The following is a 19,606-nucleotide window of genomic DNA, read 5'->3' as shown; positions in this document are numbered from 1 at the left end:
TGTCACAGCTCCTCGACCCGGCGGATGAGCACCGGGAGCAGCCAGGTGCCGAGGACGCCCAGCCGGGCACCCGCCTCGGCCTGGCGGTCGGTCAGATAGCGGGCGGCGAGGTCGATCAGGTACAGCAGGGCGGTGAGCTCGCGAACCTCGTCGGCGACGCCGAACGCGGCCAGCAGCTCGCCGGCCCGGCGCACCGTCGCCTCCACCGCGTCCGTCGCGTCGCCGGTGGACTGGATCCGGCGCTGCAGTTCGTGGTGCACCGCGTCGAAGCCGACGGGAACGCCCCGGGCGAACCGCTCCCAGTCCCAGACCAGCAGGGTGTCGGAGAGGTTCGCCATGTTCCACGGTGCCCAGTCGCCGTGCCAGGCGCCGTACCGCAGCGTGTGCTGCCCGGCGTGGGTGGCCAGCAGCTCCGCGGCCGAGGCCAGCGCGGCGCCCTCGGGCCGGTCGCAGACGGCCGCGAGCCGGCCCCGCAGCTCCGCCCAGTACGCGCTCCCGACCAGGGTCCCGCTGGTGTAGCCGTAGCAACCGGCGATGTCCAGCATCGCCGCGGTCAGCCGGCGCGGGGTCAGCGGCGCCCGCGGCAGCCACACCGGCAGCGCCGACTGGATCAGCACCTGCAGGCCGCGCCACTGCCCGGCGTGCAGCACCGTTGGCACGGTCAGCTTGGTGAGCCCGGCGGTGCCCAGCGCCCGCAGGGCGGCGGTCTCCGCGTGCACCAGTTGCTGGGTGAGCGGACCGGTGCCGAGCTTGCCGAAGCCGAACGTCTCGCCCGCCGGGGTGATCAGCTGGAGCACCGGCTTGCGGTTGGCCCGGGCCGGCCCGATGTGGATGCTGACGGCCAGCTCGCGGTGGAGCGCGTCGCGCAGGTGCCCGTCGATGCTCTCGGCGACCGGGCCGGTGACCCGCACCCGGTCGCGCAGCAGCAGACTCGAGGCGCCGGTACGCAGGGCGGCCACGACCGCGTCGCGCTTGAGCCGGGCGCCCATCGACTGCGGCTCGGCGTAGCGCCGGACGGCCGCCGCCGCGACCCGCCGGGACGTGTTCGGCACCAGCAGCCGGGGTCGGCGCGCGTCGGGCACGACCAGGTACTCGGCTATCGGCTCGCCAGGCCCGCCGGTGGTGTCGCACGGTGCCGGGTAGAGCAGCGCGAGTACCTCCGCCAGGTACTGCGTGCGCAGCGCCGCGTCTCCCACGGTCAGTTCCGCCGGAGCGGTCTTCACCGGACTCAAGAACCTTCCCCCTCGATCTTGTTGCGCCAGAGCAGCGCATAGGCCAGGAACATGAAGACCAGAGGGGTGGCCAGCGAGTTGTACCAGAGCATGGCCGAGAAGGAGCTCACGATCGCGGCGCTGCCGGCGATGCCGATCGGGGTGCGATCGCGCCGGAAACGCCACAGGCCGCAGGCGAAGAAGCCCAGGTAGGCGACCGTGCCGACGATGCCGTGCGCGAACAACAGCTGCCAGAACTGGCCGTTGCCGCCGACCGTGAAGTTGCCGCAGCGCTCGCACTCGGAGCTCTCGCCGACCGCGATGGAGTTGCGGCCGCCCATGGTGCTGCGGGTCGAGCCGTAGCCGATCACGGGGGAGTCGGCGAAGCCGGCGACCGCGCGTTCGATCAGGAAGGAGCGCACCCCGTTGGACTTGCCGTTGTCGAGCCGCGCGCTGACCGTGTCGCCGAGCGGGGTGGCGACCAGGGCGACGACCAGCGCGGCCGCGGCGACCGCCACCGCGCCGATGATCCAGATCCGGCCCATCAGCACGTAGCGGACCGCGACGTAGAGGACCACGACGCCGATGCCGATCCACAGGCCGCGGTTCAGCGAGACGACCGCCGGCACGATCGACACGGCGAGGCAGAGCACCGCGAAGAGCTTCAAGCCACCCCGCCGGGAGGCGTGGGCGGCGACGACGAGCCAGCCCATCAGCAGGCAGAAGTTGTTGCCCCAGGTGTTGGTGTAGCCCCACGGCGCGGCCGGGCGGGGCTTCTCGCCGCCGACCAGGTCCATGATCTGCGCCGCGTACGGGTGCACCAGCGACTGCACGAAGCCCTTGCTGCGTACCCCGTGCGGCAGCAGCCACTCGACCGGCGAGGTGAACTCGAAGCGCCCGGCCACCATGCCGAGCAGGCCGCCGAGCACCGTGACCACGAAGAGCCAGCCGAGCAGGTTGACCAGGCGTCGCCGGGGAAGCTCGGCCTCGGTCAGGTTGCCCGCGTAGACGAGCAGGACGCTCAGGGACGCGTACAGGCAGAGGCGGTAGACGACCGCGACCATGCGGTCGCTCGCGGCCTCGACCACCGTGCCGGAGGGGTCGGCGCCGAGCGCCGCGATGCTGACGACGACCGCCGTGAGGAACAGCAACCACCAGGCGAAGCCGGGCGGCAGCCGCAGCGGGCGCCCGGCCGCGTGGCGGCGCAGCAGCAGCACCAGCATCGGCGCGGCCATGATCGGAAAGATCAGCACGCCGAGCCCGAGCGCCCACCACGCCGGGTAGAACGCGAGCACGCTCGCGAGCGGCCAGGCGGGCAGCGCGACCGGCCGCCCGGCCGCGACCGGGTGCGCGGGCCCGGCCGCCCGGGTGCTGAAGGTGCCAGGGCCGCCCGGGACGACCAGCGTCACTTCTCTTCCGGCTGGTCGGCGGGCTTCTCGGCGGTCTGGGTCTGCGCACCGGCCTTCGGCTGCGGTGCGGCCTTGGTCTGCGGTGCGGCCGTGCTCTGCGGCCCGTTCGGTCCCAGGTCGATGACCGCGGTGACATCGTCCATGTCGCCCTCGCGCGGCCGGACCGGCCCGCCGGCCGCCGGCGAGGCCGGCGCCCGCAGCGGCTGGGTCCGGTCGGCGTCGAGGACCGCGGTCTCGTCCGGTCGCGGTTCCCTGCGTTCGGCCGGGAGGGTGACGGCCGGCAGGCTCTCCTCGACGCCGCGCATGCCGGTCAACCGGGGAAGCACGACGGCGCCGAGCAGCGGCGTGCCGACCCGGCTCAGCTGCTCGGCCGCGTCCAGCAGCGCCGGGCGCTTGGCGCGGCGCAACTCCACCGCGAGGATGGCGGCGTCGGCGAGGCTGGCCAGGCTCTGCGCGTCGGCGCTGCTGGTGGTCGAGGGCGCCTCGATGACCACGTAGCCGGACTGCCGGCGCAGCGCCTCCAGCGTGTCGCGCAGCCGTTGCGACTGCATCAGGCCCGCCGCCGTCGCGGCGCCGCCGGTCGTGATGACCCGCAGCGACGGGATGCGTGGCGTGCGCTGCATCGCCTTGTTCAGGCCGATCCGCCCGGCCAGCAGGTCGGACAGCCCGGGCATCGCCGAGACGCCGAGCATCCGCGCCAGCGGCGCGGCGTCGACCACGCTGTCCGGCAGGTGGGCGCCGATCAGCACGACATCGCTTCCGGTGCGCGCCAGCGCGGCGGCGAGGTTCGCGGCCACGAGCGTCGACGCGGAGCCCCGGCTGGCGCCGGTGACGACGAGGATCTGGTCGCCGTTCTTCAGGCTCGCCAGGACCTCGTTGCGCAGCCGGTTGAAGACCCGCCCGCCCGGCCCGTACGGCTGGAGCACGTCGTCGAAGTGCGGGGCGGTCCGCTCGTCCAGCGCGGCGAGCACCGGCATGCGCCCGCGGTCCCGCACGTCGGCCGGGGTACGCAGGCGACCGTCGAAGCGCTCCCGGGCGAACGCCAGCGCGAGCCCGGCGAGCAGCCCGGTCATCCCGCCGGTGGCGATGTTGAGCAACGCGTTCGGGCTGGTCGGAGCCTCGGGCTCGCGGGCGTCGCTGATGATGCTGCCGGCGCCGACGGTGGCGGTGGTCAGCTCGTTGAGCCGGCCGGTCAGGTTGTTCAGCTGGTTCTGCGAGTTGTTGCGCAGGCTCTCCAGGTTGCTGCGTTCGAAGCTGCCGTTCTCCGCCCTGGCCAGCCGGTTGTTGATGCCGGTCAGGTTCGCGGTGAGCTGCCTGACCTTGAGGGTCAGCGTCTTGATCTGCTGGTCCAGCCCGGCGCGGGCCGTCTCCTCGCGGTTGCGCAGGTACGCCTCCGCGAACGCGTGCGAACCCTTCTGCGCGCCCGCGGGGGTGTCCGCCTCGAAGCGGATCACCAGGACGGTGGTGTTGGCGGGCACCTCGACGGAGACGTTCCGTGCGAGCTCGAGCGGCGAGCCCTCGGCGCGCAGCAGCCTCGCGGCCTTCACGGCGACCGCGCCGGAGGCGACGAGCTGAGCCTCGGTGTCGAGGTTGATGGTGCCCTTGGTCCGGCCGCCGGAGGCGTTGGTGTCTCCGGAGACGGCCTGCACCAGCACCGACGTCGACGCCTCGTAGACCTTCGGCACGGTCTGGGTGACCAGGGCGCCGAGCCCGAGGCCTACCCCGCCGGCAGCGAGAACGACCCACCAGTGCCGGCGGAACACGCCCAGGTAGTGCGAGAGGTCGGCGGATACCGGGCGTGGATCTTCCATCGGTAAGGCAGCCCTTTCGGGGTGGAGTTGAGTTCACAGCAATCGGGCTTTTCGCCCCCGAGGGGGTAAACGGCCCGTAAGCCGTTGCGTAACTACTCCACCGCGATCGGTTACTTCATATTCGGTTCCACCCAGCCGCTCTCCATCAGGTAGGCCAGCACCACGTCGATGGCCTCCGGCACCGTCATGTCCGTCGTGTCGAGCGTCAGCTCGGCGTCGGCCGGCTCCTCGTACGGGTCGTCTACCCCCGTCATGCCGCGGAGCTGGCCGGCCCGGGCGCGTGCGTACAGGCCCTTGCGGTCGCGGCGTTCGCAGACCTCGAGCGGGGTCGCCACGTGCACCAGCACGAAGCCGGCGCCCGCCTCGGTGGCCATCCTGCGTACGGCGGCGCGGGCGTCGGCGTACGGGGCGATCGGGCAGGCGATGGACATGCCACGGTGCCGGGCGACCTCCGCGGCCACCCAGCCGATCCGCCGCACGTTGCGGTCCCGGTCGGCGCGGCTGAAGCCGAGCCCCGCCGACAGCTCCCGGCGCACGACGTCGCCGTCGAGGAAGGTGACGGTCCGCTCGCCGTCCTCCCGCAGCGAGTCGGCGAGGCCGCGGGCGATTGTCGACTTGCCGGAGCCGGAGAAGCCGGTGAAGAAGACGACCAGGCCGCGGTGCCGCCGCGGCGGGCGCACCCGGGCCAGTTCCTTGGCCACGGCGGGCGGCGTGTGCCACTCGGGCAGCGGGAAGCCGCGGTCGAGCAGGTCCTCGATCTCGGCGGTGGACATCGCCAGCCGCCGGTTGCGTGGCGGGATGTCGTCGCGCCAGCGCCACTGGCCGTCGCGGTTGTCGTACGCCAGCTCGCGGGGGACCAGCACGCGCAGGCCGGCGCCGGAGAGCATGTCCCCGGTGGACAGCACGTGGGTGACCCCGTAGGCCGTCGCGACCCGCGCGCGCAGCAGCGCGTCGCGCATCTCGTCGTTGCGGGGCATCAGCGGCACCGCCACGATCGTGGCCGGGGGCATCCGGTCGCGGGCCGCGAAGATGGAGCGGACCAGCGCCTCCGGCGGCAGGCCGTCGGGGCCCGGGCCGGTCACCGGGATGATGATGAGCAGGTGCGCGGCGAGGGTGCGTGCGGCGTGCGCGATCTGCGCCAGCTGCGGGCGGTGCAGCGGCCGGTCGGCGATGACCCCGAGGACCCGGCCGGGCGGGAGCAGGGCCTGCACCTCCTCCGGGGTGCGCCGCAGGCGCTGGAACGGGCCGTGCCCGCCGTCGCCCATCCGGCGCACCGTCCCGCCGATCGCGTACATGCCCGCCTTTGTGGGCCAGGCGTCGGTCACCTCGATCGCGGCGACCGGCGCGCCCTCGGGGTCGGTGAGCACGACCGTGCGGCGCATCGGGTCGTCGAGGTCGAGCGCGGTGGCGAGCTCGGCCGGGATCTCACAGGTCACGCCGACCGGCCACGGTGTCCCGTCGGCGAGCCGGCCCCGGCGCCGCAGCGCAGTCAGGTCGGCCCGGCCGAGGAAGCCGGTCAGCGGCGCGTAGGCGCCGGAGAGCAGCAACTCGAGGTCGGCGAGTTCGTGCCCGCGCGGCGTGTACGTCGGCGCGTCACGCAGCACGTCCTCTGGCAGCACAGAACCGTCGTTCACCTAAGACTCCCCCTGCAGCGACTTGAGGGACAGTTTCGCAGCCGGACTCCCCGGGGTCGAGCGGGGCTCGGCAGTCTGTCCGTTACGGATCTTCGCCACGCGGGTAACCGGGCCAGGTAGTCGACAAAACGGACATAAGGTCGAATACTGGGCGATCGTGAGACGTCGACCACACCGGGCCAGGCCCTTGCACATCATCGCCATGACGGCGATCTTCGCCATCTCGCTGGTCGCCACCCTGTCATGGGCGTGGACCGGCGGCGTGGATCAACTCGGACTGCCCTACGGGCCGGGCAACGATCCGACCGTGACGGTGCCCGGCCGCACGCTGCCGCCGCTCGGCGGTCCGCGGACACCGGCCGAGCCGGGTGCGTCCGCGCTGCCCGGCGGGCCGGGCGCGGTGCCCGGCGCCACCGGCTCCTCCGGCGTACCCGGTGACCGCGGCTCCGCCACGTCCGGCGCGCAGCCGTCGCGCCCCGGTTCGGGCGGGGACACCGCCGACGGAACGCGGTCCTCGGAGTCCGGCGACCGGCGCTGCCGTACCGGTCGCAAGCTCGTGCCGACCTGCGGCGTGCTGTGGGGAGTCGCGCCCGGCGCCTTCACCGACGAACGCGGCAAGCGGGCGCTGGCGAAGTTCGAGGAGAAGACCAAGCGCCACCAGGACGTCTTCCACGCCTACCACCGGGGCAACCGGCAGCTCTTCCCGACCGAGGCCGAGGTGTCGATCGCCCGCGAGCCGGGCCGGGAGCGCATCCTCTTCCTCAACTGGAAGCCGTCGGGCGCGTCCTGGGCCAGGATCGCCAAGGGCGACCGGGCGACCGACGCGTTCCTCGACCGGCTGGCCCGGCACATCAACCAGAAGTTCCCCGAGCAGTTCTTCTTCACCGTGCACCACGAGGCCGAGGACAACGTGCGGGAGCGGGCGGGATCCGGCTACCAGGCCCGGGACTATGCGGCGATGTACCGCCACGTGGTCGAGCGGCTCCGCGCCCGCGGTGTCGACAACCTGGTCACCGTGCTCGTGCACATGGCGTACGTGCCGCACACGAGCGAGAGCTGGTTCCAGGCCATGTACCCCGGCGACGGCGTGGTCGACTGGATCGGCTTCGACACCTACGCCTACGGCGACCCCGGCTACGGCCACGGCGACTTCGCGGAGCTGCTGAACAGGCAGAGCTCGGCGCGCCCGAACTGGCCGGGCTTCTACAACTGGGCCACGCGCAGGCACCCGGACAAGCCGCTGATGGTCGCCGAGTGGGGCGTCTGGACCTCGAAGCGGAACCCCGGCCACAAGGCGGAGTTCTACCGCGAGGTCGGCCGGCAGATCGGCCGGTTCCCGAACATCCGGGCGATGGTGCACTTCGACACGCCGCGCAGCCAGAAGGGCCGCGACTCCCGGGTCGACGCGACCGCCGCGTCGCTGAGGGCGTATCGCGAGCTCGGCCGGATGCCGATCTTCCAGGTCGACGTCGTGCCGTCCACGCCCTGAGGCATAGGCGGTCTCAGGGGTGAGTCCGGGGTTCACCTGATCCGCAACCGTGACAGCTCTTCATAGGCTGTCGCTGTGAGCCTCATCGACACCCACGGGTTGACCAAGACGTACGGCGGGCGGGTGACCGCCCTGCAGGACCTGACCGTCTCCGTCGAGCCCGGGATCATTGGACTTGTCGGCGCCAACGGCGCCGGCAAGTCGACCTTTATCAAGATCATGCTGGGTCTGATCGCGCCGACGGCCGGGCAGGTCCGGGTCTTCGACATCGATCCCACCGTCGACCCCGACCGGGTCCGTGCCAAGGTCGGCTACATGCCGGAGCACGACGCGCTCCCGCCCGACGTCTCCGCCGCGGAGTTCGTCACCCACCTCGGCCGGATCAGCGGCCTGCCCCGCACCGCCGCCCGCGAACGCGCCTCCGAGGCGCTGCGGCACGTCGGCCTCTACGAGGAGCGCTACCGGCAGATCGGTGGCTACTCGACCGGCATGAAGCAGCGGGTGAAGCTCGCGCAGGCGCTGGTGCACGACCCCGACCTGCTGCTGCTCGACGAGCCGACCAACGGCCTCGACCCGGCCGGGCGGGACGCCATGTTGGCGCTCGTGCACCGCATCGGCACCGAGTTCGGCATCTCCGTCGTGGTCTGCTCGCACCTGCTCGGCGAGGTCGAGCGGATCTGCGACTCGCTTGTCGCCATCGAGGGCGGCCGGCTGCTGCGCGCGGACCGCATCTCGGCGATGACGGAGGCCCGCGACGTGCTCGCGGTCGAGGTCAGCGACGGCACGGAGGAACTGGCCACCGCCCTGCTGGCGCTCGGGCTGCCGGTGACACGGGACGGCCGGATGCTGCTCGTGCCGCTCGACCAGGAGGAGACCTACGACCGCATCCTGCGGGCCGTCGCCGACCTGGACCTGCCGCTGCACCGCCTGGACCAGCGACGCCACCGGGTGGCCGAGCTCTTCGCCACGAGGGAGACCGCCGATGTCTGAGTCGAGCGTCATCCATGACATCGGATATCAGCGCTACACCGGGCCGCGGCTGGGCCGCGGCGCGGTGCTGGGCGCGCTCTACGTGCACGGCCTGCGCGCGGCCTACGGTTTCGGCCGGTCGGCCAAGTCCAAGATCTTCCCCTGGCTGGTCTTCGGCATCGTCTCCCTGGTCGCCGTGATCCTCGCCGCGGTACGCGCGCAGACCGGCCTGCTGCCGCTCAACTACATCCAGTTCGCGGACGCGATGAGCTGGCTGATCATCTTCTTCGTCGCGATCGTGGCGCCGGAGCTGGTCTCCCGCGACATGCGCGCCGGGGTGCTGCCGCTCTACTTCAGCCGGCCGCTGCGCGCCGCGGACTACGTCGGCGCGAAGGTCGCCGCGATGGCGACCGCGGTCTGGGCGCTGCTGGCCGGTCCGCAGCTGATCATGTTCCTCGGCGGCGCCTTCACCACCAAGAAGGGCATGTCGGGGGTCTGGACCGAGCTCGGCTACCTGCTCTCGGGGTGGGCATACAGCCTGCTCTGGGCCCTGGTGTTCACCGGTATCGGCCTGCTGGTGGCGTCGCTGACCGGCAAGCGCGCGTTCGCGGCCGGCGGCATCGTGGCCGTCTTCCTGATGACCACGCCGATCGTCGGCGTGCTGGCGATCCTGCCGTCCGCGACCGCGCAGCAACTCGCCTTCCTGGCGAGCCCGATGACGCTGGTGAGCGGCGTCGCCCAGTGGCTGATCACCGGCGCCAACACCGGCCTCAACATCGGCCGCTTCGGCCCGGTGTACGCCATCGAGGCGTTCACCCTGATCGTCACCTGCCTGCTGCTGCTACTGGCCCGCTACCGGAGGGTGGCCTCGCTGTGACCACAGTGGAGCTTCAGAACGTGTCCCGCTGGTACGGCAACGTGGTGGCGGTCAACGACATCAGCATGACGCTGGAGCCGGGCGTGACCGGCCTGCTCGGCCCGAACGGCGCCGGCAAGACCACCGTGCTGCACATGATGGCCGGCTTCCTGTCGCCGTCGCGCGGCACGGTGACCATCGACGGCGCGTCGACCTGGCGCAACCCGGAGATCTACCGCCGGCTGGGCCTGGTCGCGGAGCGCGAGGCGGTGCACGGCTTCCTCACCGCCCGCGAGTTCGTGCACGCCAGCGCCCGGATGCAGAAGCTGCCGGACCCCGCGGCCGCGACCGAGTGGGCGCTGCAGATGGTCGAGATGACCGACGCCGCGGACCGCCGCATCGAGACGTACTCCAAGGGCATGCGGCAGCGCACCCGGGTGGCGGCGGCGCTGGTGCACAACCCGCAGGTGCTGCTGCTGGACGAGCCGTTCAACGGCATGGACCCGCGCCAGCGGATGCACATGATGAGCCTGCTGCACGAGCTGGGGGACCGTGGCCACACGATCCTGTTCAGCTCGCACATCCTCGAAGAGGTGGAGCAGGTCTCGGGCACCGTCCAGGTGATCGTGGCCGGCCGGCTGGCGGCCTCCGGCGACTACCGCCGGATCCGCCGCCTGATGACGCACCGCCCGCACGTGTTCGCGCTCCAGTCGTCGGACGACCGGCGGCTCGCGGTCGCGCTGATCGGCGAGAAGTCGGTGAGCGGTGTGGAGATCGACCACGTCGGCCTGACGGTCCGCGCCAGCGACTACGGCAGCTTCACCCGCGCCCTGCCGCGCATCGCCCTCGACGAGGGCATCCGGCTGCGCAAGCTGCTGCCGTCCGACGAGTCCCTGGAGAGTGTCTTCTCCTACCTGCTGGAGGCCTGACGTGTCGACCGTTGCGTGGATCACCGCCCGCGGATTGTTCGGCCGGCGCCGGGTGCTCCTGCTGCTTCCCCTGCCGGCGCTGCTGGTCGGCCTGGCCCTGCTCTGCAGGGCGTACGACGTCAACCCGGCGGAGTGGGGACCGCCGGTGCTGGTCGGCCTCGGCCTGGCCGTGGTGCTGCCGGTGGTGACGCTGATCGTCGGCACCGGCGTGCTCGGCTCCGAGGTGGACGACGGCACGATCGTGCACATCCTGACGAAGCCGCTGCCGCGCCGCGACATCGTCCTGGCGAAGCTGGGCGTGGCGATCGGGGTGAGCGCCGTGACGGCGGCGGTGCCGCTCTTCGTGGCGGGCGCCCTGGCCGACTCGGCGCGCCTCGGCCTGGCGCTCGCGGCCGCGGCCGCGGTGGGCGCCTGCGCGTACTCGGCGTTCTTCCTGATGCTCAGCCTGCTGACCCGCCGGCCGGTGCTGCTCGGCCTGGTCTACATCCTGGTCTGGGAGGGGCTGCTGGGTAACTTCGTCAGCGGTACCCGGGTCCTGTCGATCCAGCAGTACGTGATCACGATCGCGGACCGGATCGAGCCGACGGTGCTGCTCGATTCCAAGGTGTCCGGGACGTTGTCGGTCGTCATGGCGGCGATCTTCATCGTGGGCTGCACCGTGGCCGCGGTGGACCGCCTCCGCAGCTTCAGCATGGCGGGCGAGACCAGCTGACGGTCCGCAACGACGGCGACGGCCGGGACCCTGTGCAGGGGCCCGGCCGTCGTGGTTGCGGCGCGGATCAGCCGGTGTTGCGCATGCCGGCGGCGATGCCGTTCACCGTCGTCAGCAGGGCGCGCTCCAGGGCCGTCGAGTCCGACGGCGACCGGCGGGCGCCCGGTGCCGTCGGCGGCTGGCGGTCGGCGTCGTTCAGTTCGCGGTACTGCCGCAGCAGCGCCACCTGCAGGTGGTGCAACGGCTCCAGGTACGTGTCGCGGACGCCCAGCGTGCGCGACAGCTCGGGCTGGCTGGAGAGCAGCTGGTCGTGGCCGGTGATGGCCAGGATCTGCTCGACCGTCTTCGCGTACTCCCGCTCGATGGTCGCGAAGATTCCCTTGAGCTCGGCGGGTACCAGGGTCTCGACGTAGCGCCGGGCGATGTTCAGGTCCGTCTTCGCCAGCATCATCTCCACATTGGAGATGAAGGTGCGGAAGAACTGCCAGTTCGCGAACATCTCCCGCAGCACGTCCGCGCCGCCGGCGTCACGGACCGCGGCGAGGCCGGTGCCGACGCCGAACCAGCCCGGCACGATCTGCCGGGTCTGCGTCCAGCCGAAGACCCACGGGATCGCCCGCAGGCCGCCCAGGCCCGCGTCCGCGTTCGGGCGCTTCGACGGGCGGGAGCCGATGTTGAGCGCGCCCAGCAGCTCCGTCGGGGTCGCCGCCCAGAAGTACGCCGGCAGGTCCGGGTTCTCCACCAGCGCCCGGTACGCCCCGAAGGCGGCACCCGACGCCGTGTCCATCGCCGCGTCCCATCGGGCCAGCGAGGAGAGGTCGACCGACGGCGTGGTGTGCAGCAGCGTCGCCTGGAGCACGGCCGCGACGGTCAGCTCGAGGTTCTCCCGCGCCAGGGTCGGCAGCGTGTACTTGTCCGAGATGACCTCGCCCTGCTCGGTCACCTTGATCGCGCCGTCGAGCGTGCCGTACGGCTGGGCCAGGATCGCCTCGTGCGTCGGGCCGCCGCCGCGGCCGACCGTGCCGCCGCGGCCGTGGAACAGCCGCAGCCGGACGCCGTGCCGGGCCGCCACGTCACGCAGCGCCCGCTGCGCCTTGTGAATCGACCACTGGCTGGTGGTGATCCCGGCCTCCTTGTTGCTGTCGGAGTAGCCGAGCATCACCTCCTGCAGGTCGCCGCGGGCCTTGACGATCTCCCGGTAGGCCGGCAGGGAGAGCATCTCGTCCAGCAGCTCGCCGCCGGCGTCGAGCTCCGCCGGGGTCTCCAGCAGCGGCACGATGCCGATCCGGGCGCGGCCGCTGTGTATGTCGATCAGGCCGGACTCGCGGGCGAGCACGGCCGCGGCGAGCACGTCGTCGACGCCGAGGGTCATCGAGATGATGTACGACTCGACGACGTCCGCGCCGAACCGGTCCTGCGAGTCGCGGATCGTGTTGAACACGTCGAACGTTTTGCGTGCCGAGTCGGTGAGCGGGGTGTCGGTGCTCGACAGCGGCCGTCGCCCGGTCAGCTCGGTGGAGAGCAGCTTGGTGCGCTCGGTGCGGTCCAGCGACAGGTAGTCGTCCACCTCCCCGACCCGCGCGTACATCTGCGCCAGCACCTCGTGGTGCTTCTCCGCGTGCTCGCGGACGTCGAGCGTCGCCAGCTGCAGGCCGAAGCCGGACACCGTGCGGATCGCCGACGCGACCGTCCCGACCGCGGTGAGCTGCCCGGAGTTGCGGGCCAGCGAGGCCCGGATCAGCTCGAGGTCACCGATCAGCTCGTCGCTGCCGAGGTAGTCGCGGCCCGGCACGTGTGCGGTGCCGCGGTGCAGGCGCTCGCGGGTGTTGGCGAGCTTGGCCTTGATGCAGCGGACCTTCAGCCGGTACGGCTCCTCCGCGTTGGTACGCCGGAAGCGGGGCGCGACCTCGCGCAGCGCGTCGAGGTCGTTGGCGAGGCTGGCGGAGAGGTCGAGCGAGACCCCGCGCAGCCGGCGGGACACCGACAGCTCGTCGATGAGCGCGTCCATCGCCGCCTCGGTGGCCTGGATGCCGTGCTCGTGCTGGATCATCAGCACGTCGCGGGTGACGGCCGGGGTGACGAACGGGTTGCCGTCGCGGTCGCCGCCGATCCAGGTGCCGAAGGTCAGCGGGCGCGACGTCGGCGCCGTCTCCACGCCGAGCCGGCGCAGCGTCTCGGCGAGGTCGTCGAGCACCCGCGGGGCGGCGTCCGCGTAGAGGTCCTTGAGGTAGTAGACCGCGTTGCGGGCCTCGTCCGTCGGGTCCGGCCGGTCCAGCCGCAGCTCGTCGGTCTGCCAGAGCAGGTCGATCAGCTCGGCGAAGCGCCGCGTCGAGGCGGTGGTGTCCGATGCGCCGTACAGGATCGCGGCGCTCGCCTCGGCGTCCAGCGAGTCGGCGAGCTGGCGCAGCTTGGACAGGATCGAGCGCCGGGCGGCCTCGGTCGGGTGCGCGGTGAAGACCGGACGGACGGCCAGCCGGCGCGCGGCGGCAGCGATCTCCTCGGCGGGCACACCCTGCTCGGCGATCCGCTTGGCGGCCTGGTCCAGCCACCCGCCGTCGCGGGCCCGGCGGCGCTGCAGGTCGCGGGCGCGGTGCACCTGCTCGGTGATGTTCGCCAGGTGGAAGTAGGTGGAGAACGCCCGGGCCAGCTTGGTGCCGGTCGTGACGTCCAGGGCCGCGAGGCGCTCGGCGGCGGCCGGGGCGTCGGCCCGGACCAGCGCACGCACCTCCTCGACCAGATCGAGCAGCGGCTTGCCCTCCTGCCGGGCGAGGGTCTGGCCGAGCAACGTGCCGATGCGCCGGATGTCGGCGCGCAGCGCCGCGTCGGGGCCGTCGGGGTCGAGCTGGCCGTGCTGGTCTGTCACCGGAGCGCTCCTTTTGCATCGCGTGCGGAAGGACTGCGCTGTCCCGACTCTGCAGATCGTATCGGTGAGGCGCCCACCCTGCGTGATTTGAGGTAAGTCTCATACGTCCTTACGTCCGCTTCACGCCTTTCCGGCTTACCTGTGCGACACAAAGGTTCCCGGGGAGGGAAAAGCATGACAAGAAGGACTCGAGTACTGGTGGCCGGCGCCGTGGCCACCGCCGTCGGCATGGCCGCCGCCGGCATGGGCGTGGCGAACGCGGCCACCGATCCGCCGCCCCTGGCGTTCACGCTCGCCACGCCGAACGTGGTGGCGGAGCGTTACGTATGGGAGGACCAGAGTTACCTCTCCTTCAATCTGGGCGTCCACGTGATCGCGGGCAAGGACCCGTTCGAGATCCACGCGTCCCGCAAGTCCTACGCCGACCCGATCGTCGCCCATCAGGTCGTCGTCAAGAACGGCAAGAAGAAGAACGTGGCGCTGCCCGCCGGGATGGTCACCGGCTGGGGCGGGCTGAAGGACTTCACCACGGTCACCATCAAGAACGCGGCCGGCACCGAGGTCGCCAACTACTCGACCGACTTCTGCCCCAACAGCTACGAATCGGCGCGGACCCGGCGGGACGCGCCCGCCGAGACGCCGTACCCGCAGGGCTGTGCCGACAGCAACCCCTTCACCCTGGGTTCGGTCTGGGGCATCCAGGCCGGCTGGAACGCCATCACGTCCAGCATGCCGACCACCGGCGACCTCGATCTGCCGGACGGCGACTACCGGGCGACCGTCACGCTGAACAAGGCGTACCAGGACCACTTCAAGATCGCTGCGGATTCCGCGACGCTGAACGTCAACGTCAAGGTGGAGACGGTCGAGGAGGGCACCCGCGCCGCCGAGGCGGGCGCCGCCAAGGTCAAGGCCGCGCGGGTCGGCGACGACACCGCCGAGTCGGCCGCCGTCGCCGAGCACGGCGAGCACGCCGGCGAGGGCGACCCGAAGCTGCAGATCTCCGCGTACAAGCCGGAGTTCCGGCCGCCGGCGAAGAAGCCGAAGGCCGTCAAGGCCGCCAGCATCCCCAAGGGCCCGCGGCCCGATCTGCGCTCGCTGCCCGCCTGGGGCATCTCGCTGTCGCAGGACGAGGGGAAGCAGTACGTCAACTTCGGCGCCACCGTTTGGAACGGCGGCACGTCGCCGCTGCTTGTCGACGGCTTCCGGCAGACCGGCACCGAGCTGATGGACGCGTACCAGTACTTCTTCGACGCCAAGGGCAAGGAGGTCGGCTCGGTCGCCGCGGGCACCATGGAGTGGGACGCGCGCGAGGGGCACCGGCACTGGCACTTCACCGACTTCGCGCAGTACAACCTGCTCTCGAGCGACAAGAAGCAGGCGGTGCGCAGCGGCAAGGAGGCGTTCTGCCTGGTGAACACCGACGCGGTCGACTACACGATCCCGAACGCCAAGTGGCGCCCGCAGAACACCGACCTCTCCAGCTCGTGCGGCCAGAACACGGCCGTCGCGGTGCGCGAGGTGCTCGACATCGGTAACGGCGACACCTACACGCAGGAACGGCCCGGCCAGTCCTTTGAGATCACCGACCTGCCGAACGGCACCTACTACATCGAGGTCAAGGCCAACCCGGTCAACCGGCTGACCGAGCTCAGCACGACGAACAACACGTCGCTCCGGAAGATCGTCCTCGGCGGCACGCCGACCGAGCGCACCCTCGAGGTGCCCCCGGTCAACGGCATCGAGGGCTGACACACCGGCCGGCCGGCGGGCACCGATCCAGCGTGGGGTCGGTGCCCGCGGGTCCCGGCCGGTCAGGCCGGTGGACGGGCCAGATCGAGGGCGTACCGGGGCCACCACTGCCCGGCCGGCGGCGCGCCGCTGCCGCAGGCGCCGTCGGACTCGCCCGGCCGTTTGACCCACAGGAACGCGTCGGCGAGCGGCACTCCGGTCCGGGTCGTCGGCTCCTCGCCGAGTGCCCGCCCCGGCGGATTGCACCAGTGCCGGTCGCCCGCGCCCTTCTGCGCGGGCCCGTTGCCGTTGCGGCTGGTGTCGACGACGAAATGCGCGCCGCCGAGCAATGTGGACAGCCGGCCGCCGTACGCCACGTTGTCCGCGGTCGTCTCGAAGTTGGCCACGTTGAGCGCGAACCCGTACGCCCGGGCGATGCCGGACTTGCGCAGGGCGGCGACCAGCCGGGCCGGCTGGGTGATCCACGTCGGGTTGCCCGCGTCGAGGTAGACCAGCACGCCCGGTACCGCCCGCAGCGCCTCGACGGCCTCGGCCAGCATCGCGTACCGCTGCTCGGCGTCCACCTCGCTCAGGCAGCCCTGCACCGCCTGCGGGATCGCGTCGGGTTCGAGCACGATCAGCGCCCGGTGCCCGCTGAGGGAGCCCGCCAGCGCTCGTACCCAGGCCCGGTAGTCCGCGGCGTCGGACGCGCCGCCCGCCGAGTGGCCGGCGCAGTCCCGGCCGGGGATGTTGTAGAGGGTGAGCACCGGCAACTGGCCCGCCGCGGTCGCGGCCGTGACCAACCGCCGGGCCCGCTGTGCGTAGCCGGGTGCGGCGTCGGCGAACCACGTCGCGGTCGGCCGGTCGGCGATGCGCCGGATGATCCGGGCTTCGGCGGTACGCCCGGTGCGTTCCCATTCCGCGGCCTGTTCCGCGGCGGCGCCGTGCGGATCGACGTACAGCCGGCGGTCCGAGAGCCGCCCGCCACCGGCGACCGCGGCGGGCTGCTGTTCTTGCGGCGGCTGCTGCTGCGTCGCCGTCGGCCCGGCCACCACCGGCGAGTCCGCGCCGCGCATCGAGCGGGTCACGATGGCGGCGAGGACGAGCGCGAGACAGAGCCCGGCGGCCAGCATCGGCCAGCGCAACCGCATCGTGCAGGAGTGTCGTGACATGGCTCACCGCACCTGGATCCAGCGGCCGGTCGACGGCACGCCCTTGTCGTCGATGAGGAACAGCATGTACCAGCCCGAGGGGACGAGACCCTTGGCCTTCGGTACGGTCACGGCGACCCCGCCGGCGGAGCGCGTCAGGTCAAGGGCGACCGACCGCTGGTCGACGTCGGTGACGTGGGTGACGGCGCCGGGCCGCAGCAGCCGGGCCGTGCGGACGCGCCCGGCGTCCGGCGTGGCGAATTCGGCCTTCGCTCCGCGCTGCACGGTGCCGGGCCCGGCGCCGACGACCGGCCGCGCACCCTTGAACAGGTACGGCGGGGAGTACACCTCGATGCGCTGCTCGAACGTGCCGGGATCCCGGCCGGCCCGGTCGTAGAGCGGATCGCTGCCCATGGTGATGACCCGGCCGTCGGGCAGCAGCAGCGCCTCGGAGTGGTAGTTGCGTCCGACGGTGGACTCGGCGGCCGTCTCGAACCGGTCACCGGCGGGCCGGTAGATCTGCGCGTTGAACAGATCGCTGCGGGTCTGGCCGCGGTACGCGCCGCCGCGGTAACCGGACGAGCCGCCGGTGGTCAGCACGGTGTCGTCGGGCAGCAGCACGGTGCTCAGGTAGCGCGCCGGATGCGGCAGGTCCGGGCCGGGCACGTAGGCCGGCTTCGCCGCGTCCAGGTCGGCGATCGCCGTCCGCCGGGTGGAGACCGGCGACTCGCCGACCTCGCCGCCGCCGAAGATCATGACCTTCTGGTCCTGTGCCGGCGGCAGCAGCACGGACGAACTCGTCTCCGTCATCCGCGCGTCCGGCAGCCCGGGAACGACCTGGAACTTGTTGTTGGTCAGGTCCCACAGGCCGGGCGTGCGGCCCTCGGTGTCCGAGCCGTAGCCCGAGTTCGAGCCGGAGAAGAACAGCCGCCCGTCGGCCGCCAGGTGCAGCCCCGGATAGGTGGGGAAGACCCGTTTGAGCTTCGGCGCGGCCACCCAGCGCTTCTTCGCCCTGACGTAGCTCTCGTTGTCGCCGGGCAGTATCCGGCCGAACTCGTCCAGCCCGGACACCGCCAGCACGTCGCCGTTCGGCATTTCGGCGAGCGTCGGGTACCAGCGGCTCCGGACCATGTCGCCGGTGCGCACGTAGCGCTCGGTGCGCGGGTCGAACTCGTACGACGTCCGGTCGCCGCCGTACTCCTGCTTCTCCCGGGTGATCTTGTCGGAGAGGCCGTAGATGTTGCGCTGATCCAGGCCGGTCAGGCCCGCGACCGCGTACTGGGCCGGGTGGTCGACGATCGAGGCGTCGCCCGCCGCCTCGGCGTCGACCCAGACCTCGGCCGCGCCGGCGTGCGTCATCACCTGGTCGCCGTGCTTCATCGCGATCGCCGCCGGCACGGTCACGTCGTCGCGGGTCAGGTAGGCCCTGCCGTCCTTCGCGGTCAGCCGGGTGCCCCGGGGGAAGACCCGCGGGCCGCCCGTCGGCGACTCATTCTTGATCTTCATCACCCCGGCGGCGTGGGTGATGTCCTTCTCCAGGACCTCGTACGACTTCGTGCCGCCCGCGATCAGCAGGTTGCCGTCGGGCAGGAACGTGTGCCCGGCGCAGAACACGTCGGTCGGCGTCGGCACCTCGCTGAACCTGTCCTGGCCGGGGTCGTAGAGCACCGTGCGGAACGTGCCGGCCTCGAAGTCTTCGCGGTTGTTGCCGCTGCCCGCGATGATCAGCACCTTGCCGGTGTGCAGCAGCGCCGCGTGGATCGCGTTGACCCGAAACTTCAGCGGCACCGGCAGCCGCGCCCAGTGCCCGTACTTCTGCTTGTAGGACAGCCGGTTGATGGTGAAGTCGTGCAGGGCGTCCGAGCCGAACGCCACCACGGGCCGGTTGACGAAGACGAGCAGGCCCAGGACGACGAGACCGATCGCTCCGCTCAGCAGGCGGCGGGCCGTCGACGGGCGGGGGCGGGGTTTCATGCGTACGACTCCACGGGTTCCTCGGCGGTCCTCTCGGGCGGTGCGCTCGCGGGGGGCGGTACGGCCCGGCGGCGCTGGTGTTCCTGTCCGACCCAGATCGCGGGCGGCATCAGGCAGATCACGAGGTTGATGGCCGGCCACAGCCACATCGCGCCGTGTACGTGCGCGCCGATCGGCGCCGAGATCAGCAGCGCGACGTAGAACGCGGCCCAGCGCAGCCCCGGCGCGAACGTCACCAGCCGGTCCGGGCTGGCCGAGTCGCCCTTCGGCGTCACCACGAAGCCGGTGTTGCGGCGCAGCAGCGCGCTGACGAACGACGACACGTAGATCGGCGTGGACAGCGTGGACACCAGCATGCCGGCGAGCCCGGACGAGCCCGCGTCCTCGTGCGGACTGGTGTTGTGCCGGCGGTTCCACACGTACAGGCCCACCTGGAACAGCGCGGCGTCCACATAGAGCATCAGCCACACCTCCTGTGGCACCTGCACGCCCTTGGCACCCAGCACCAGGTAGCAGACGGCGTTCGCGGCGCCGAGCAGCCAGGCCAGCGCGGTCAGCGGGTAGTACGAGGTCAGCAGCGCATAGTGCAGCCCGCGCCGGAAGCCGAGCCGCCACATGAACTTCGCGAAGGACGTGACGACGACCTCGTCGGTGCCGCGCGACCAGCGGTGCTGCTGGGTGAAGTAGTCGGTCCACGAGGACGGCCCCTCGCCGACGGCGAGCACGTCCGGGGTGTACACCGAGCGCCAGCGTGCGCCCGAGTCCGGGTTGCGTCCACTGTGCATCACCAGGCTGGTGGCCATGTCCTCGGTGATGGAGTCCTGCAGGCCGCCGATGCTGCGCAGTGCGGAGATGCGTACGGCGTTG

General features: G+C 72.0%; 14 protein-coding genes. 6 read left to right on the top strand and 8 right to left on the bottom strand.

What is annotated here, in order from left to right; all coding sequences use genetic code 11:
- Window positions 1–2: 2 nt before the first annotated feature.
- The 4 genes from AB0B58_RS38360 to cysC all read right to left on the bottom strand — a co-directional run bounded on the left by AB0B58_RS38360 (window position 3) and on the right by cysC (window position 6,065).
- Entirely contained in the window at window positions 3–1,232 is a 1,230-nt protein-coding gene (locus tag AB0B58_RS38360) for a hypothetical protein (RefSeq protein ID WP_360234824.1), read from the bottom strand.
- Window positions 1,229–2,620 carry a hypothetical protein gene (locus AB0B58_RS38355; protein ID WP_360234821.1) on the bottom strand — a complete coding sequence of 464 codons (1,392 nt, stop codon included), beginning with the start codon at window positions 2,618–2,620 and terminating at the stop codon, window positions 1,229–1,231. The genes AB0B58_RS38360 and AB0B58_RS38355 overlap by 4 nt, the downstream gene beginning before the upstream one ends.
- Window positions 2,617–4,431, bottom strand: coding sequence for a Wzz/FepE/Etk N-terminal domain-containing protein (locus tag AB0B58_RS38350; protein ID WP_360234818.1), 1,815 nt, complete (start codon window positions 4,429–4,431; stop codon window positions 2,617–2,619). The genes AB0B58_RS38355 and AB0B58_RS38350 overlap by 4 nt, the downstream gene beginning before the upstream one ends.
- Window positions 4,432–4,541: 110 nt before the next feature.
- The gene (gene cysC / locus AB0B58_RS38345; RefSeq protein WP_360234815.1) at window positions 4,542–6,065 is read right to left on the bottom strand and encodes an adenylyl-sulfate kinase; all 1,524 of its coding nucleotides are present in this window, start codon (window positions 6,063–6,065) and stop codon (window positions 4,542–4,544) included.
- A gap of 157 nt (window positions 6,066–6,222) precedes the next feature.
- Between cysC and AB0B58_RS38340 the strand changes: the two genes are divergently transcribed.
- From AB0B58_RS38340 to AB0B58_RS38320, 5 genes are all read left to right on the top strand, one after another.
- On the top strand, window positions 6,223–7,554 hold the full coding sequence (locus AB0B58_RS38340) for a glycosyl hydrolase (RefSeq protein WP_360234812.1): 1,332 nt from the start codon (window positions 6,223–6,225) through the stop codon (window positions 7,552–7,554).
- Between the two features lie 75 nt (window positions 7,555–7,629).
- On the top strand, window positions 7,630–8,544 hold the full coding sequence (locus AB0B58_RS38335; RefSeq protein ID WP_360234809.1) for an ABC transporter ATP-binding protein: 915 nt from the start codon (window positions 7,630–7,632) through the stop codon (window positions 8,542–8,544).
- Complete coding sequence (locus AB0B58_RS38330) at window positions 8,537–9,400, top strand: ABC transporter permease (protein ID WP_360234806.1); 864 nt, start codon at window positions 8,537–8,539, stop codon at window positions 9,398–9,400. Before AB0B58_RS38335 ends, AB0B58_RS38330 begins: the two co-directional genes overlap by 8 nt.
- On the top strand, window positions 9,397–10,308 hold the full coding sequence (locus AB0B58_RS38325) for an ABC transporter ATP-binding protein (protein WP_360234803.1): 912 nt from the start codon (window positions 9,397–9,399) through the stop codon (window positions 10,306–10,308). Before AB0B58_RS38330 ends, AB0B58_RS38325 begins: the two co-directional genes overlap by 4 nt.
- A 1-nt stretch (window position 10,309) precedes the next feature.
- Complete coding sequence (locus AB0B58_RS38320; RefSeq protein WP_360234800.1) at window positions 10,310–11,020, top strand: ABC transporter permease; 711 nt, start codon at window positions 10,310–10,312, stop codon at window positions 11,018–11,020.
- Between the two features lie 67 nt (window positions 11,021–11,087).
- Here AB0B58_RS38320 and ppc read toward each other — a convergent pair whose 3' ends face one another.
- Window positions 11,088–13,883, bottom strand: coding sequence for a phosphoenolpyruvate carboxylase (gene ppc / locus AB0B58_RS38315; RefSeq protein WP_360234797.1), 2,796 nt, complete (start codon window positions 13,881–13,883; stop codon window positions 11,088–11,090).
- Between the two features lie 174 nt (window positions 13,884–14,057).
- On the opposite strand from ppc, the gene AB0B58_RS38310 reads away from it, so the two are divergent.
- On the top strand, window positions 14,058–15,635 hold the full coding sequence (locus tag AB0B58_RS38310; RefSeq protein WP_360234794.1) for a lysyl oxidase family protein: 1,578 nt from the start codon (window positions 14,058–14,060) through the stop codon (window positions 15,633–15,635).
- A gap of 62 nt (window positions 15,636–15,697) precedes the next feature.
- Here AB0B58_RS38310 and AB0B58_RS38305 read toward each other — a convergent pair whose 3' ends face one another.
- The 3 genes from AB0B58_RS38305 to AB0B58_RS38295 form a co-directional block, all read right to left on the bottom strand.
- Window positions 15,698–16,765, bottom strand: a complete 1,068-nt coding sequence (locus AB0B58_RS38305; protein ID WP_360234791.1) for a glycoside hydrolase family 6 protein — start codon at window positions 16,763–16,765, stop codon at window positions 15,698–15,700.
- 24 nt (window positions 16,766–16,789) lie between these two features.
- The gene (locus AB0B58_RS38300) at window positions 16,790–18,739 is read right to left on the bottom strand and encodes a galactose oxidase-like domain-containing protein (protein WP_360234788.1); all 1,950 of its coding nucleotides are present in this window, start codon (window positions 18,737–18,739) and stop codon (window positions 16,790–16,792) included.
- On the bottom strand, window positions 18,736–19,606 hold an 871-nt coding region (locus AB0B58_RS38295), incomplete at its 5' end, for a glycosyltransferase family 2 protein (protein WP_360234785.1). The genes AB0B58_RS38295 and AB0B58_RS38300, both read right to left, overlap by 4 nt.

Source organism: Actinoplanes sp. NPDC049118 (assembly GCF_040648555.1).
Lineage (GTDB): Bacteria > Actinomycetota > Actinomycetes > Mycobacteriales > Micromonosporaceae > Actinoplanes.
The sequence above is the reverse complement of the archived record's forward strand: the minus strand, read 5'-3'. Positions and strand labels throughout refer to the sequence as shown.

Excerpts from the sequence above, each read along its gene's own strand:
- AB0B58_RS38300 (WP_360234788.1), bottom strand. The coding sequence starts at position 18,739 with ATGAAACCCCGCCCCCGCCCGTCGACGGCCCGCCGCCTGCTGAGCGGA.
- AB0B58_RS38310 (WP_360234794.1), top strand. The coding sequence starts at position 14,058 with ATGACAAGAAGGACTCGAGTACTGGTGGCCGGCGCCGTGGCCACCGCC.
- AB0B58_RS38305 (WP_360234791.1), bottom strand. The coding sequence starts at position 16,765 with ATGCGGTTGCGCTGGCCGATGCTGGCCGCCGGGCTCTGTCTCGCGCTC.
- AB0B58_RS38330 (WP_360234806.1), top strand. The coding sequence starts at position 8,537 with ATGTCTGAGTCGAGCGTCATCCATGACATCGGATATCAGCGCTACACC.
- AB0B58_RS38350 (WP_360234818.1), bottom strand. The coding sequence starts at position 4,431 with ATGGAAGATCCACGCCCGGTATCCGCCGACCTCTCGCACTACCTGGGC.